Source organism: Streptomyces sp. NPDC087787, assembly GCF_044743035.1.
Classification (GTDB): domain Bacteria; phylum Actinomycetota; class Actinomycetes; order Streptomycetales; family Streptomycetaceae; genus Streptomyces.
The window spans coordinates 219,456-234,245 of the sequence record NZ_JBIUVQ010000008.1; the positions used below are offsets into that span (position 1 = coordinate 219,456).

The following is a 14,790-nucleotide window of genomic DNA, read 5'->3' on the forward strand; positions in this document are numbered from 1 at the left end:
GCCCCCAAACCCTCTCCCACAAAACCCCCCCCCCCACTACCCCCCCCCCCCGCGCCCCCCCCCCCCCCGGGCGGCCCCCCCCGGGGGGGGGGGGGGGGGCCCCGCCCGCCGCCCCCCCCCGCCGCCCCCTTCGCGGCCTGTGGCGTCCTCAGGCGGCGCTGCGCCTGATCCGGCGCAGCAGCACGAAGCCCGCGGTCACGAGCACCGCACCGGCGGCCGCGGGCCACAGCTTGGCTCCGGTCTCGGCCAGGCTGCCCCTGACGGCCTGCGGTTCGGTCTGCGGTGCAGCCTGCGGTTCGGTCTGTGCGCCGGCCGCCGCCTGGCCGTTTCCGCCGGGAGCCGGGGTGTAGGCGGGCGTGCCCACCTCACCACCGGTCGCGGCGCCCGTGGCGCTCGTCCCGGCCTGACGGGAGGTGTCGGCCTTGGGTTCCACCGCGCCGCCCGTGGGCTCCGCGGACTTCTCCGCTCCTGCGCCACCCTTGCCGGCCCCGGCCGCGCCGGCGCCGCCTCCGGGCCGCGCGCCCGAGGTCTCCGTCGGCTTCTCCTCAGGCTCCTGAGGGGCCTGCGGCTTCTCCGGCTTCTGCGGCTTCTCCGGCTGCGCGCCGGACTCCGCGCCCTGGTCGGCCCCGGCGCCGCACGTGCGGCCACTGTTGATGCAGTCGACCATCCGGCCCATCAGGTCCTCGTCGAAGACGTTGATGAAGTCGCCGTGGTCCGTGCCCGGCTTGTGCAGCTGCTCGGGGAAGGAGTCCACGGCGAACAGCGGGGTGGTCGCACCGGCGTCGTTCAGGCTCGGGGCGTCGACGCCGTAGACGATGCGCTGCACCAGTTGCGGGATCGCCCGGAATCCCTCCGGGCAGTTGCCCTCGCCGTCGGCGAACGCCACGTGCGTGCGGTGGTTGGCGCTGTCGGCGTTCCGGCCGTCCCAGCAGCTCTGGAACCTGAAGGTGCGCACCACGTCGCTGCCCTTGGGGCAGAGCGGGTACTTGTCCTTCAGCTGCCGGTCCTCGAACCCGGTGCAGGACCAGGAGGCGTTGGCGTTGGCGGGGCCGTTGACGAACGCCTTGGCGTCACCGGTGATGATGCGCAGGAAGCGCGGCATCCCCGTCACCTTGCCGCGCGGGCTGCCCTCGAAGGACAGCGTCACCTGCTTCGGCGTAACGATCTTGCCCGTGTTGCCCTCGGTCCCGCCGCCGGGGGCGTCGGCGTCCCGCTCACGGGTTCCGTCCTGGAGGCGCAGCACGGGCCAGTAGTAGGTCGACCTGTCGCCCTTGTCGACGCAGCTCGTGTCGGCCTTCGCCAGGTCCTCGTCACTGGCGAAGGCGCTGTTGCCCTGGTTGCCGATGTAGTCGTGGAAGTGGTGGGCGCCGTTGGTGACGCCGGGGGCGACGATCACGTTGTCCGAGTTGAACAGGCCGCCCGCGTTCACTCCGCAGCTGGAGGCGAAGGTGCCGCGTGAGGCGTCCGCCTCCTCACGGGGCTTGCCTGCATCGGGCTGCACGGAGTTGATGTCCGCGTAGTCCGCGGCCACGGGCCCGTTGCCGGACCGGCCGTCGCCGGCGCCCTGCTCCGGCTCCTGCTGTCCGTCCTGCGGCCGGCTCTGGTCCTGGCCGCTCTGCTCCTGCCCGGTCTGCCCGTCGCCGCCCTCGGTGTCGGGGGTGCGCAGGGTGCAGGCCGCGAGGTCGTCGAGCCCGTCGGGCCGCTCCCCGACACGCTCGATCGCGTCGGCGATGCCGCCGATCGTCGTGGTCCGCTCCTGCGTGAGCGGGCCCACGATCCCCTTGTCCACGGCGTCGACGTCGATGCGCCCGTCCCGCACCGCTTCCAGCATCCGCTGGTAGGCGCTCGCGATCTGCTGGTCCAGGACCGCGAGTTGCTCGTCGACGGTCGCCTTCGCCTCGTCCGGCACCTCGGTCAGCCGGGCGCCGACGTCCGGGCAGTCGATCGTGGCGCCTCCCGCCGCCGGGCTCTGCTTACGGTCCCCTACGGACTGCACGGCCGACGTGTCTTCGGTGGCGGAGGCGTACACGTTGGCGACCATCAGCCCGCCTCCGCCCAGGATGAGCGCCATCGCACCGATGGTGGCGCGCCGTGGGCCTGTGGGTCGTCTGCGCGTGTTGCGTCTCACCGAACTTCTCCTACGCGTCGTGGCCGGCCGGGAATGCGATTCCCCCCCGTCCCATACGGAGTTCGGCCCGGGAATGTTCAAGCGCCCCGCGGATTCCCCGTCTCACGGACCCGGGCGGCGGGCGGTGGCGGCCCGCCCAAGCGGCGGCGCGTCGTGGATCGGCAGGTGGGCGAACGTCCGTTCGGCGGGCACGACGAAAGCCCCACTCCCGTGCCGGGAGCGGGGCTCGTCCACGAGCGCCGGGCAGGCCTTGCACCTGCATCTCCCCGCAGGAAGCGGGGCGTCTTTCCTTGGACCACCAACGCACAGCCGGTCACCGGGAGTTCCGGCGACGCGCTCAAGATCGATCATAGCGCAGATGTCCCGCCGCGGCACGTCGCCGCGCGGGCCGCACCCCGTATCACCCCGTCACCAGGGCAATGGTTGCCGAGATCGCCAGACGCGCCGTGTCAGTTCTCCCACATATCGCCACAAAACGTGTGTTATTCGACTCATGCACACATACTCGCGGCGCACCTTGCTCAGTGCCTCGGTCACGGCTGCCGCTTCGGGACTCCTGACCGCCTGCTCCGGAGCCGGCTCCCGCGCGGAGCCCGGCCCGCACTCGGGGTCCGCGCCGGGCTCGGGGCAGAGCTCGGGGTCCGCGCGGGGCCCCGGGGCCGTCGACGGCTTCCGCCCGTTCGTTCCCAAGGGACCCAAGGGGTACGTGAACCCGTCCGACCGGGAGGTCCTGGCCGCCGAACACCGGCGCGGACGCGGGCCGGTGCGCAAGTACAAGTTCACCGCCCGCCAAACGTCGTTCGACCTGTCCGGCAAGACCGTGAAGACCTGGGCGTACGGCGACGGGATCCCCGGCGAGCTGGTCCGGGCCACCGCGGGTGACATCCTCGACATCACGCTTCGCAACCGCCTGCCGGTGGGGACGACACTGCACTCGCACGGTGTGCGGCTGCGCTGCGACATGGACGGCGTGCCGGACCTGACCCAGAGGACCATCAGGCCCGGCTCGGAGTTCAACTACCGCTTCGTCGTGTCCCACCCCGGCACCTACCTGCTGCACTCGCACGAGGGCATGCAACTGGACCGCGGTCTGTACGCACCACTGATCATCGACGACCCCAGGGAGCCGCTGTCGTACGACAGGGAGTGGGTGGTCGTCCTGGACGACTGGGTGGACGGCCTGGGCGGCTCAACTCCGGAGGCCGTGCTCGCGCAGCTGCAGAAGGTCAAGGGTCCCGTTCCGCGCGGCATGCACATGGGCGGCATGGACATGGGCCACGGGGGCCACGGGGGCCACGGCGGGCATTCGGCCCCGCAGGGCTCGTCCCACGGTCCCGACCGCATGCTGCGGGCCGGACTCAGCCGCATCCTGCAGGGCATGGGCGGCAACGTCGACTACCCGTACTACCTGATCAACGGCTGCGTCCCGCACGATCCCTCGGTCTTCCGGGCCCGTCCCGGCGACCGCATCCGAGTGCGGTTCATCAACGCGAGCGCCGACACCGCCTACCGGGTCGCGCTGGGCGACCACGAGATGACGGTGACGCACACGGACGGCTACCCGGTCGATCACATCACGACGGACTCGCTGCTCATCGGCATGGCGGAGCGGTACGACGTCGTCATCACCGCCGAGGACGGAGTGTTCCCGCTCGTCGCGCTGGCCGAGGGCAAGGACGCGCGCGCCCTCGCCGTGCTGAACACCGGAAGGTCGAGGGACCTGCCCCCGCCCTCCGTCCACATCGACGAGCTGGACGGGCGTCTCCTGATGGCCCACCAGCTGACCGCCGACGACTCGGTGACATTCCCCGACGAGGAGCCGGACCGCGAGATCCAGATCAAGCTGACCGGCAACATGAAGTGGTACGACTGGAGCTTCGACCGCCGGCCGTACTCGGTCGAGCAGCGCCATCCGGTCCGCCAGGGCGAGCGGGTCCGGATCACGTTCCACAACCGCACCGGCATGTGGCACCCGCTGCACCTGCACGGCCACACCTTCGCCCTCGTCGGCCCGGACGGCCTCGGCCCCCGCAAGGACACCGCGATCGTGCTGCCGCAGGACAGGCTGGTGGTGGACTTCTACGCCGACAACCCGGGGCTGTGGATGCTCCACTGCCACAACCAGTACCACTCCGAGTCGGGAATGATGACCATCCTCGGCTATCTCAAGTGACCGACGGGCCCGCCCGGCCGCCGCGGACACCGCGCGCGGCCGGGCGGGCCCGCCGCCGGGGACTTCGGCCGCCGTCCGCATCGCGTACCCGCTGATGACCGGGTACGCGATGCGGACGGCGGCCCTCTTCACGTGCTCGCCGTCGGTGCTCGGGCGGCCGGCGTCCGCCGAGCACGACCCGGCACTGCGGCGGCCCGGTGAGGCGGCTCCCGGCGGCACCGCGGCGGCCGGGTGAGCCCGGGACGGGCCGCGGCCCGTCCCGGCCCCTTCGCCCCGCGGCCGGCGTCACCCCATCGGCGGGTCCCGGCGCGCGGGGAGGGCACCGGGGCTTCGATCCTGGCGTGGGATGACCGCCGTCCGAGGGTGACCGCCGAGCGGGTGGCTCCCGAGGACCTGGCCGCCGGAAGGGCGGGTCGCCAATGAGGCTTGTCGTCGATCTCAACAGGTGCCAGGGATACGCGCAGTGCGCGTTCCTCGCGCCGGGCGTGTTCACCATGCACGGCGAGGAGTCGCTGGTCTACAACCCGCGGCCCGGCACGGAGCAGCGGGAGAAGGTCGCGCGCGCCGTCGCGGCGTGCCCGGTGCAGGCGATCACCGCCGAGGGACTGCCCGGCACCGGCGCGCCCGTCGGCGCCGGGCGGAGGACCTCCGATGCCCGCTGAGGCGTTCCACGAGTGGCTCGGACGCGAGGGCCGGATCGTGATCGTGGGTGCCTCGCTGGCGGGCCTGCGGGCCGCCGAGACGCTGCGCGCCGAGGGGTTCGCCGGATCGCTCACCATGATCGGTGACGAGCCCTACGAGCCGTATGACCGTCCCCCGCTGTCCAAGGCGGTGCTGCTCGGCAAGGCGTCCCCGGACCACACCGAGCTGCCCCGGCGCCGGGACATCGACGCGACGTGGCGGCTCGGGGTCGCGGCGACCGGTCTCGACATGGCGGCCAGGCGGGTGTGGCTGGCCGACGGCGAGGAGGTGCCCTACGACCGGCTGCTGATCGCGACCGGTGTGCACGCCCGGCCCTGGCCGAAGGAGGAGGAGGCCCAGCTGGACGGGGTGTTCGTGCTGCGCACCCGGGACGACGCGGTCCGTCTGCACCGGCGGATGAAGGGCCCGCCCCGGCGGGTGCTGGTCATCGGGGCCGGCTTCACCGGATCGGAGATCGCCTCGGCCTGCCGGGACCAGGGCATCGCGGTCACGGTCGCTGAGCGGGCCGACGCTCCCCTGGTGGGCGCGCTCGGCGGGGTGATCGGCGCGGTGGCGGCAGAGCTGCACCGGGAGAACGGGGTGGACCTGCGCACCGGGATCATGGTGACCGGTCTGGAGGGGGACGCCACGGGCCGGGTGCGGGTCGCGCACCTGTCAGACGGCGGTTCCGTCGAGGCGGACGTGGTCGTGGTCTCGCTGGGCGCGAGCCGCAACACCGGCTGGCTGGCCGGCTCGGGGCTGGGTGCGGGACCGCGCGGCATCGCGTGCGACGCGGGCTGCCGGGCCTTCGACTTCCGCGGCATCGTCACCGACGACATCTATGTCGCGGGCGACGTCGCCCGCTCCCCGCATCCGCTGTTCGGCTACCAGTTCCTGTCCCTGGAGCACTGGGGCAACGCCGTCGCCCAGGCCGAGGTGGCCGCGCACAACATGATCAGCGCCGGCGCCGACCGGCGTCCGCACATGTGGGTGCCCGCCTTCTGGTCCTCGCAGCTCGGCGTGAACATCAAGTCGGTCGGCGTGCCGTCCATGGGCGAGGAGGTCATGATCACCCAGGGGTCGCTGACCGAGCGGCGGTTCGTCGGGGTGTACGGCTACCAGGGCCGCGTGATCGCCGCCGTGAGCTTCGACAACACGCGGTGGCTGGAGTTCTACCAGCGGCTGATCGAGACGGGCGCGCCGTTCCCGGTGGAGTTCCCGACGGTGGACCGCCGGCCCGAGGGCCGCAAGCCGGTGCCGGCCGACTTCCCCGACCCGTCGCTGCCGACGCACGGCCCGACCGTGACCCTCAGCGGTTACTCCCCGGTCGACCGGCAACTGGTCTTCACGCCGGCCCGCCACTGAGCCGCCGCCCCGCCTCCCCTCCCGGATCCCGGCTCTCCGGACCTCCACGCCCCAAGGACCCGACATGACGCACGGCCCGCTCCTGCAACGGATCACCGACTACGCCAACCGCGCCGACCCGTATCCGCTCTACGAGGAGCTGCGCAGGACGCCGGTGCTGCACGAGGAGGAGGACGGCCCCTACGCCGTCAGCTCGTACTACGACATCCTCGGGCTGCTCCACGACCCGCGGGTCAGCTCGGACGCCACCAACCTCATCGCCGCGGGCGCGGACGAGCTGTCGGGACCGGAGGCCACGGGGCTGCCGCCGAGCTTCATCAGGCTCGACCCGCCCGAGCACGACCGGCTGCGGCGGATCGCCAACAGCTCCTTCGGCCCGCCGCACCGGCCCGACCGTATCGACTCCATGAGCGGGGAACTCGGCGGGATCGTCACCGAGCTCATCGACGGCTTCGGCGACGCGCGGCAGATCGACCTCGTCGACGAGTTCGCCCACCCCTTCCCGGTGACGGTGATCTGCCGGCTGCTGGGAGTGCCGCGCGAGGACGAGCCGCGCTTTCGCACCTGGGTGGACCCGATCGTCGCCGCCCTGGACCCGGAGACCCGGCAGCGCACCGACGACGACTTCCAGCGTGCCTCGCGGGAGGCCCGGATGCAGCTCGGCATGTACCTGGCCGGTCTGGTCGAACAGCGCACCAGGGAGCCCCGCGACGACCTGCTGTCCGACCTCGCGGCCAGTCACGGCACGGACGGGACCATGTCGATGATGGAGGTGCTCAGCACGGCGGTGCTGCTGCTGATCGCGGGCCACGAGACGACGGTCAACCTCATCACCAACGGGATGCTCACCCTGCTGCGCCACCCGGAGTATCTGCACCGGCTGCGCGAGGATCCGGCACTGTCCGTCAGGATCGTGGAGGAACTGCTGCGTTACGAGCCTCCGGTACACCTGGTGCCGCAGCGCACCTGTGTCGCCGACATCGAGCTGCGCGGGGTCACGATTCCCAGGGGCGCGCGGATCTGGCTGATGCTCGCCGCGGGCAACCGGGACCCGGAGCGATTCGCGGATCCCGACCGGTTCGATCCCGACCGCGAGGACATCGAGCACCTCGGCTTCGGCAGCGGCATCCACATCTGCTTCGGCGCGCCGCTGGCCCGGCGGGAGGCGCAACTCGCGCTGGCCGAGCTGGCCCGCCGTCTGGGCAACCCCCGCCTGACGGAGGACCCGCCGCCCTACCGGCGGAACGCGGTGCTGCGCGGCCCGCGCCACCTGAACATCGTTGTCGACTCGGTGCGTTCGTGATTTCCAAGAACCAGGAAAGAGTCTGGACAGATTTAGGAAATAGGGCAAAATGGTCCACATCCCCCCACCGCCGCTTCCAAGGAGCCGCCTCGGTATGGCGTACGGAGCCGACCACAACGCGACCCCGCCTCCCCACCCCGATCTGGGCCCGGCCCGTGACTGCGAGGCCTGCCTGGGCTGGGGAACCGTGGTCACCGATGACGGTCACCACGAACTGTGCGCGGCCTGCCAGCAGGGCGCGGACGAAGACCCGCCGCTCGACACGCGTACGCCTCGCCCCACACGAGTGGTACGTCGTCCGACTCGGCCGTAGCGTCTTTAAGGAGCCAGGACGTCGTCGGCCAGGAGCGGACATGGGCGGACACACAGTGAGGACAGCGGTCGCGTTCTGCGCCGCGGGGCTGCTCGCGGCAAGCGCGGCCACGGCCTCCGCCGCACCGGCGGCCCCGCACGGTACGGACTCGCCGCACGCCGTGAAGCGGACGGACGGGCATCCGGTGCTGGTCGACTGCCTGTGGAAGCCACGGCAGCGGCCCGGCGCGTTCATCCTCGCCTGCGGTGACGGCAACAGCGTCCTGTCCGCCCTGCATTGGTCGCAGTGGAACGAACAGTCCGCGACGGCCAGGGGCTACAACCTCGTCAACGACTGCAAGCCCTACTGCGCGGCCGGACGGTTCCACGACTACCCGGTGATCGTGCGGCTGGACAGTCCGGCCCCCTGGAAGAAGCGCCCGGAACTGCGGCACTTCACCCGACTGAGCCTGGAGTTCCCGGCGGCCCGCCCGGAAGGCGCCGCACGCGTGGAGACGTATCCCCTCTGGGACTGATCCCCCCGCCACGGATTTTTCGTCCGTGGCCGGGACGCTTGCGAAGGTGCCGGTCTGGGCACTCGGGGGTCCCCGGGGCCGCGGGTCCCCAGAGGGACCGGGCGCGAGCGCCGGGTGATCGCCCAGGCAAGGGGAGAACGTGACGTGACGCTGCGCATCGGGGCAGAGGAAGAGTTCCACGTGCTGGACGTGGAGAGCGGCCGGCTGGTGCCGCGGGCCCGCGCCGTACTGGACCGGCTACGCAGGCCCGGTTTCACCACCGAGCTCCAGCAGTCCGTCGTGGAGGCCAACAGCTCGGTCCACGACACCCTCGACGCCCTTCTCGCGGACCTGGCCCGGTCGCGGCGGCTGCTGGACACGGCGGCCTCCTCGCTGGGCCTGGCCACGGTGGCCGCGGGCACCGTGCCGCTGGCACGGATCGGTTCCGGCAACATCACCGCCGGGCGCCGCTACCGGCGCATGGCCGACGACTACCGCAGGGTCGCCGACGAACAGCTCATCTGCAGCGCGCAGGTGCACGTCGACATACCGGACCGGGACACCGCCGTACGCGCCATGTGCCTGGTCGCGCCGTGGCTGCCGCCGCTGCTCGCGCTGTCGGCCAGTTCGCCGTTCTGGCTCGGCGCGGACACCGGTTACGCGAGCTGGCGGACGATGCTCTGGCAGCGCTGGCCGACCGCCGGACCACCCGGCTGCTACGCCGACGCCTCCGCCTACGACGCCGCCCTGGAGGAGCTGATCCGCTCGGGCGTCATCGCCGACGCCGGCATGATCTACCACGACGTACGGCCCTCCGCGCACCAGCCCACGCTGGAGCTGCGGATCTGCGACGCCTGTCCGCGCGTGGAGACGGTCGTGCTGGTCGCGGGCCTCTTCCGGGCACTGGTCCAGGACGCCTGCGACCGGCTGGCCCGCGGGGACGGCGGCCGGTGCGACGGCCACCACGAGTGGCTGCGGGCCGCCGGCTGGCGGGCCGCCCGCTCGGGCCTGGAGGGCCCGCTGGTCGACCCGGTCACCCGGCGCCCGGCCCCCGCCCACGAGGTGCTGCGCGCCATGGCGACACGGCTCCGTCCCGCGTTGGAGGCGTCCGGCGACCGGGAGGCGGTGCACGAACTTCTCACCCGGGCCCTGGCCTTCGGCAGTGCCGCGCACCGGCTGCGGCGGGCGGCCGAGGAGGAGGACCTCCTCGCCAGCATCGACCTCATGGTCGCCGAGACCCGCGGCGCCGCCGGGCCGCGCCCGGTACCACCGGCCCGCCCCGCCCGCGCCCACCGTTCCAGCCCGACCGCCGGCGCCGGAACCTGACGGGCCCTTCTCGTCCCGGCCCGACCCGCGTGCCGCCCTTGTCGGCGGCGCCCGAGACCGTCCCAGGAGAGTGGTCAGCGCCATGTCACCCGCCCCCGCCACCGCAGCCACCGCCGACTGCCCGGCCGTGCCGGCCTCCCTCGGGGTGCCCCGCGCCTCCGGCACCGGCGTCAGACCCCCCGCGGCGGCCGACGAGGCCGCCGCGGAAGGGAGGTCCGTCTGATGTGCGGGCTCAGCGGCGAGGTCCGGTTCGACGGCCGGCAGCCGGGCCTGGCCGCGGTCGAGCGGATGACCGACCGGCTCGCCCCCCGCGGGCCGGACGGCCGCGGGGTGTGGTCGCAGGGGCCCGTCGCCCTCGGCCACCGACGGCTGAAGATCATCGATCTGACGGACAGCGGTGCGCAGCCGATGGCCGACCCCCGGGCGCGCGTCGTCGGCGTCTTCAACGGATGCGTCTACAACTACCGCGAGCTGCGCCGCGAACTGGCCTCGCTGGGCCATCAGTTCCTCTCGGGGTCCGACACCGAGGTGATCCTGAAGGCGTACGTCGAGTGGGGCACCTCCTGCGTCGAGCACTTCACCGGCATGTTCGCCTTCGTGATCGTCGAGCAGGACAGCGGACGGGTGGTCCTGGCCCGCGACCGGCTGGGCATCAAACCGCTGTACCTCGCGGAGTCGCCCGGACGGCTCCGGTTCGCCTCCTCGCTGCCCGCGCTGCTGGCGGCCGGCGGCGTGGACACGTCCATCGCCCCCTTCGCACTGCACCAGTACCTGAGCTGGCACGCGACCGTGCCCGCGCCCCGCACCGTCCTCAACGGCGTGCGCAAGCTGCCGCCGGCCACCGTCCGGGTGGTCGAGCCGGACGGCACGTACCGCGACCACCGCTACTGGCAGCCGGACTACACGCGCCGCCCCGAGTACGCCGGTCTGAGCGACGAGGACTGGACGGAAGCGGTCCTTCACTCGCTGCGCACGGCCGTACGGCGCCGGATGGTCGCCGACGTGCCGGTGGGCGTGCTCCTGTCGGGCGGGCTGGACTCCAGCCTCATCGTGGCGCTGCTGGCCGAGGAGGGGCAGTGCGACCTGGCCACGTTCAGCGTCGGCTTCGAGTCCGAGGGGGGCGAGGAGGGCGACGAGTTCCACTACTCCGACCTGGTGGCACGGCACTTCGGCACCGACCACCACCAGCTGATGGTTCCCTCCGACCGGGTCTCGCAGGCCCTCGAAGGCGCCGTCCTGGCCATGAGCGAGCCCATGACCAGCCACGACGTGGTGGCCTTCCACCTGCTGTCCGAGCAGGTGGCCAAGGAGGTCAAGGTCGTGCAGAGCGGCCAGGGCGCCGACGAGGTCTTCGCCGGCTACCACTGGTACCCGGCGATGGCGGACGTGCCCCGGCACCGCGCGGCCGACGCGTACGCCGAGACGTACTTCGACCGGCCGCACGCGGACCTCGCGCGCATGCTGGACCCCTCGGTGCTGCCCGGCCACGACGTCTGCGGCGACTTCGTGCGGGCGCACATGGCCGTGCCGGGCGCCGAGACCGCGCTGGACGCGGATCTGCGGCTGGACACCCACGTGATGATGGTCGACGACCCGGTCAAGCGGGTCGACAACATGACCATGGACTGGGGTCTGGAGGCCCGCGTGCCGTTCCTCGACCACGAACTGGTCGAGCTGGCCGCCGCCTGCCCGCCCGGGCTCAAGCTCGCGGACGGCGGCAAGGGCGTCCTGAAGGCGGCGGGCCGCAGAGTCCTGCCGCGGGAGGTCGTCGACCGGCCCAAGGGCTATTTCCCCGTCCCGGCGATCAAGCACATGGCCGCACCGGTGCTGCTCCGCGTCCGCGAGGCCTTCTCCGCCCCCGAGGCGCGGGCCCGCGGCCTGTTCCGCCAGAGTTACGTCGACGAGTTGCTCGCCGCGCCCGACGCCCACCGCACCAAGCGCGGGGCGAACGCGCTGTGGCAGGTTGCTTTGCTGGAGATATGGCTGCAGACCCACGGAATCCACTGACCGGCGAGCCCCCCGGGGCGCTCCCGCCCACGGCGGAACACGGAGTGGACCTACTCCGCACCGCCGGGGAGGGAAGCACCGCGGACGCGGAGTACGGGGCGGGTCCCGCGCGCACGCCGTCGTCGGGGTGGGCTCCACACCCGCGCGAAGGCCTCGCCGGGCAGTCGCCGACGGCGCCGGCCGTTCCCGGACAGGTGGCACGCGGCGGGGCGCAGGCCGCGCCCGAGGCCGTGCCGGTGCCGGACGCGGCGGTGCCGCTCGACGCGGTGCCGGGGGTGCTCGTCTCGCACGGATGCTGGTACCCCTCCGTCGACCCAGACGGGCGGAACGTCGCGTTCATCTGCGACCGGGGCGGGGTGCCACAGTTGTGGGCGGGCCCGGTCGACGGCGACGACGTGCATCTGCTGGACACCGAGCCGGATCCGGTGACCGAGGTCGCCTGGTCTCCCGACGGCCGGTGGATCGCGTACACCACCGCTCCGGGCGGCAGCGGGCACACACGCGTGTTGTGCGTACGCCCCGACGGCACCGGGCGGCGGGTCCTGGCGGGCGGCGAGCCGGGGAGTTCGGCGTACCTCGGCTGCTGGACGCGCGACGGTTCGGCGCTCGCCGTGACGGTCGCCGAGGCCCCCACGTACTTTCCGGCCCCGGCCGGGGTCGAGGCCCGCGCGGGTGCCGTCTCCTCCGGTTCACTCGTCCTCGGCGCCGCCACGACGGTCCATCCGGAAGGCTGGACCGCGCGCGACGGCCGCGCCACCCTCCTGGGCGCCCCTGTCCGGCCCGGGCCGCCGACGACTCGCGTCACCGCAGTCGACTCGGTCTCCGCCGCCGACGGCAGCACGGCCCCGGCCGAACCCACGCCCCGGACCCTGTCTGCGTACCTGGTCGACCCGGACGGCTCGGCCGCCCCCGCACTGGTCGCGAGCGAACCGGACGCCGCCACCCTGCGCGTGTGCGACATCAGCAGGGACGGGCGGCTGGCACTGGTGCGCCGGGGACCGCGGGCCCGGCGGGAGGCCCTGGTGGTGCGCACCCGGGATCTGCGGGTGACCTGCGCGCTGCCCGTGGCCGACGGTGACCCGTGGATCGGCGCGTTCGCGCCGGACGCCCGTACGGTGTGGCTGCGCAGCGACCACGACCGTGAGCACGCCGCCCTGTACGCGGTCGCCCTCGACCGGCGGGGACGTCGCCTCGGCCTGACGGTGGCCGCCCAACGCGACGGGAGCGGCCTCGAGTTGCTGGCCGTGGACCGCGACGGCCGCGGCGCCGTGCTGGCCTGGAACGTGCGCGGGGTCAGCGAGCTGGAGGTGGTCCCGGTGCCCGGGACGGCCCTCGGACCGTCCCGCGCCGTACCGCTCCCGCACGAGGTCGTCACCCGTGTGGCCGTCACCGCGGACCCTGACGCGCCCGTCGTGGCGCTGTCGGGATCGCTGCGCCGGCCGGGGGTCTGGTGGCTCCCGCAGGGCGCCGCGCTGCGTACCCCGTGGTCCTCGCGCGACGAGGACGTCGTCGCCCCCGGCGTCCACCGTCCCGTACGGCCGGTGCCGGTGCGTCCCGTCGCCCGGGACGGACTGGGCCTCGGCGGCTGGTACTACCGCGCGCCGGGCCGCTCACCGCGGGAGCCCGCGCCCTGCGTCCTGCATCTGCACGGCGGCCCGGAGGAGCAGGAGCGCCCGGTGTTCGACCCGCTCTACCACGAGCTGCTGGGCCGGGGACTGGACGTGTTCGCCCCCGACGTGCGCGGCTCGTCCGGTTACGGCCGTTCCTTCGTCGACGCGGATCTCGGCAGGGGCAGGTTCGCCGCGATCGAGGACGTCGCCGACTGCGCGGCGCACGTCCTCCTGGAGGGCCTGGCCGACCCGCTCCGGCTGGCCGTGATGGGCCACTCCTACGGCGGCTACCTGACGATGGCGTCCCTCGTGTGGCATCCGGAGCTGTTCCGCACCGGCGTCCCGGTGTGCGGGATGTCGGACTTCGCGACGTTCTTCGCGGGCACCGAGCCGTGGCTTGCCCGGTCGGCCGCGCACAAGTACGGGCATCCGGAACGCGACCGTGAGCTGCTGCGCGCGCTGTCCCCGATGAGCCGCGTCGACGCGCTGCGCGTCCCGGTGCTGGCCGTGCACGGCGAACACGACACCAACGTGCCGCCCGGCGAGTCCGAGCAGTTCGTACGAGCGGCCCGGGAACGCGGGGTGGAGGCGGAACTCCTCGTCCTGCGCGACGACGGCCACGACTTCCGGCGTGCGGACAACCGCCGTGCCTTCCGCAGGACCGCCGCCGACTGGATCCAGCGTCACCTGTCCGGCTGAACCGGGACGTTTCGGCATACGGCGACCGCGGCAACCCCTCTTCCTCGGGGCCTTGAGTCACGACGGGGAGTGAGATGCGATGCGGAAGCGCGGTAGGCACATACGGCGGCCCGGCGAACCCCTGCCGCTGGAGCTGTGCGACCTGTGCGGCGCGACCTTCCCGGAGGACGAGGCCGTACGCGGTTGGGTTCCCGACTCCTCCTGCGTCCATCCCACCAACGACTGGTTCGACGGCCTGCGCCGCGTCACCGCGTGCGGTGACGCGCACTTCGCGGCCGTCCAGGACGAGTACCGGCGCCGTGACTTCGTGGCGGAGGAACTGTGGGCCGCCAAGATCGTCCGTGCTTTCGGCGCCGGCACCCAGGTCACCACGCTGGAGGAACTCGGCCGCCGTACGGGGCTGCACGAGCCGGAGATCCGCCGTGCCGTCGCGTGGCACACCGCACGCCGGCGCCGGCAGACGCCGCCCTGAGCGCATGGCGGCAGGGACGGCAGGACGGCCACCGTGGCCAGGTCGAATCGAACGTCGTACGTCGCGCGGCAGGCCGGTGCCCCGGCCGGCGGTCTCCTCCGGGCACGGTTTCGGGCGCGCGCGGTCCGGGCACCCGTGCCAGGCTCGAGACGAGCACCGTAGTGCGGGCTTCACGCGGCAGCAGAAAGGCGGGCACGGCGTGGCGGTGGCTGACGGGCAC

At 73.2% G+C, this 14,790-nt stretch carries 13 protein-coding genes; 12 read left to right on the top strand and 1 reads right to left on the bottom strand.

Features of this window, described 5'->3' with window-relative positions; all coding sequences use genetic code 11:
* Window positions 1-148: 148 nt before the first annotated feature.
* Window positions 149-2,071: a DUF1996 domain-containing protein gene (locus ACIOWN_RS15630; protein ID WP_401982470.1), complete on the bottom strand. Its 1,923-nt coding sequence runs from the start codon at window positions 2,069-2,071 to the stop codon at window positions 149-151.
* 550 nt (window positions 2,072-2,621) lie between these two features.
* On the opposite strand from ACIOWN_RS15630, the gene ACIOWN_RS15635 reads away from it, so the two are divergent.
* The 12 genes from ACIOWN_RS15635 to ACIOWN_RS15690 all read left to right on the top strand — a co-directional run bounded on the left by ACIOWN_RS15635 (window position 2,622) and on the right by ACIOWN_RS15690 (window position 14,570).
* Window positions 2,622-4,301 (top strand): multicopper oxidase family protein, encoded by a 1,680-nt coding sequence (locus ACIOWN_RS15635; protein WP_362358030.1) that lies wholly within the window; start codon window positions 2,622-2,624, stop codon window positions 4,299-4,301.
* A gap of 94 nt (window positions 4,302-4,395) precedes the next feature.
* On the top strand, window positions 4,396-4,536 hold the full coding sequence (locus ACIOWN_RS15640; RefSeq protein ID WP_401982473.1) for a hypothetical protein: 141 nt from the start codon (window positions 4,396-4,398) through the stop codon (window positions 4,534-4,536).
* A 184-nt stretch (window positions 4,537-4,720) separates the two neighbouring features.
* Window positions 4,721-4,963 carry a ferredoxin gene (locus ACIOWN_RS15645; RefSeq protein ID WP_362356220.1) on the top strand — a complete coding sequence of 81 codons (243 nt, stop codon included), beginning with the start codon at window positions 4,721-4,723 and terminating at the stop codon, window positions 4,961-4,963.
* Complete coding sequence (locus ACIOWN_RS15650; protein WP_401982474.1) at window positions 4,953-6,347, top strand: NAD(P)/FAD-dependent oxidoreductase; 1,395 nt, start codon at window positions 4,953-4,955, stop codon at window positions 6,345-6,347. Before ACIOWN_RS15645 ends, ACIOWN_RS15650 begins: the two co-directional genes overlap by 11 nt.
* Window positions 6,348-6,411: 64 nt before the next feature.
* Window positions 6,412-7,650 carry a cytochrome P450 gene (locus tag ACIOWN_RS15655; protein ID WP_401982476.1) on the top strand — a complete coding sequence of 413 codons (1,239 nt, stop codon included), beginning with the start codon at window positions 6,412-6,414 and terminating at the stop codon, window positions 7,648-7,650.
* 94 nt (window positions 7,651-7,744) lie between these two features.
* A complete protein-coding gene (locus ACIOWN_RS15660) occupies window positions 7,745-7,963 on the top strand; it encodes a hypothetical protein (RefSeq protein ID WP_362356226.1) in 219 nt (72 codons plus the stop codon).
* A gap of 40 nt (window positions 7,964-8,003) precedes the next feature.
* The gene (locus ACIOWN_RS15665; protein WP_362356228.1) at window positions 8,004-8,477 is read left to right on the top strand and encodes a hypothetical protein; all 474 of its coding nucleotides are present in this window, start codon (window positions 8,004-8,006) and stop codon (window positions 8,475-8,477) included.
* Between the two features lie 144 nt (window positions 8,478-8,621).
* Entirely contained in the window at window positions 8,622-9,782 is a 1,161-nt protein-coding gene (locus tag ACIOWN_RS15670; RefSeq protein WP_362356230.1) for a glutamate--cysteine ligase, read from the top strand.
* An 82-nt stretch (window positions 9,783-9,864) separates the two neighbouring features.
* Window positions 9,865-10,005 (top strand): hypothetical protein, encoded by a 141-nt coding sequence (locus tag ACIOWN_RS15675; protein ID WP_362356232.1) that lies wholly within the window; start codon window positions 9,865-9,867, stop codon window positions 10,003-10,005.
* Complete coding sequence (locus tag ACIOWN_RS15680) at window positions 10,005-11,789, top strand: N-acetylglutaminylglutamine amidotransferase (protein WP_401982477.1); 1,785 nt, start codon at window positions 10,005-10,007, stop codon at window positions 11,787-11,789. Before ACIOWN_RS15675 ends, ACIOWN_RS15680 begins: the two co-directional genes overlap by 1 nt.
* A complete protein-coding gene (locus ACIOWN_RS15685) occupies window positions 11,762-14,098 on the top strand; it encodes a prolyl oligopeptidase family serine peptidase (RefSeq protein WP_401982479.1) in 2,337 nt (778 codons plus the stop codon). Before ACIOWN_RS15680 ends, ACIOWN_RS15685 begins: the two co-directional genes overlap by 28 nt.
* A gap of 79 nt (window positions 14,099-14,177) precedes the next feature.
* Window positions 14,178-14,570 (top strand): hypothetical protein, encoded by a 393-nt coding sequence (locus ACIOWN_RS15690; RefSeq protein ID WP_362356236.1) that lies wholly within the window; start codon window positions 14,178-14,180, stop codon window positions 14,568-14,570.
* Window positions 14,571-14,790: the final 220 nt, after the last annotated feature.

Coding starts and splice junctions, on each gene's coding strand:
- ACIOWN_RS15640 (WP_401982473.1), top strand. CDS start 4,396: ATGACCGGGTACGCGATGCGGACGGCGGCCCTCTTCACGTGCTCGCCG.
- ACIOWN_RS15690 (WP_362356236.1), top strand. CDS start 14,178: ATGCGGAAGCGCGGTAGGCACATACGGCGGCCCGGCGAACCCCTGCCG.
- ACIOWN_RS15650 (WP_401982474.1), top strand. CDS start 4,953: ATGCCCGCTGAGGCGTTCCACGAGTGGCTCGGACGCGAGGGCCGGATC.
- ACIOWN_RS15680 (WP_401982477.1), top strand. CDS start 10,005: ATGTGCGGGCTCAGCGGCGAGGTCCGGTTCGACGGCCGGCAGCCGGGC.
- ACIOWN_RS15660 (WP_362356226.1), top strand. CDS start 7,745: ATGGCGTACGGAGCCGACCACAACGCGACCCCGCCTCCCCACCCCGAT.
- ACIOWN_RS15630 (WP_401982470.1), bottom strand. CDS start 2,071: ATGGCGCTCATCCTGGGCGGAGGCGGGCTGATGGTCGCCAACGTGTAC.
- ACIOWN_RS15675 (WP_362356232.1), top strand. CDS start 9,865: ATGTCACCCGCCCCCGCCACCGCAGCCACCGCCGACTGCCCGGCCGTG.
- ACIOWN_RS15635 (WP_362358030.1), top strand. CDS start 2,622: ATGCACACATACTCGCGGCGCACCTTGCTCAGTGCCTCGGTCACGGCT.
- ACIOWN_RS15645 (WP_362356220.1), top strand. CDS start 4,721: ATGAGGCTTGTCGTCGATCTCAACAGGTGCCAGGGATACGCGCAGTGC.
- ACIOWN_RS15655 (WP_401982476.1), top strand. CDS start 6,412: ATGACGCACGGCCCGCTCCTGCAACGGATCACCGACTACGCCAACCGC.
- ACIOWN_RS15665 (WP_362356228.1), top strand. CDS start 8,004: ATGGGCGGACACACAGTGAGGACAGCGGTCGCGTTCTGCGCCGCGGGG.
- ACIOWN_RS15685 (WP_401982479.1), top strand. CDS start 11,762: ATGGCTGCAGACCCACGGAATCCACTGACCGGCGAGCCCCCCGGGGCG.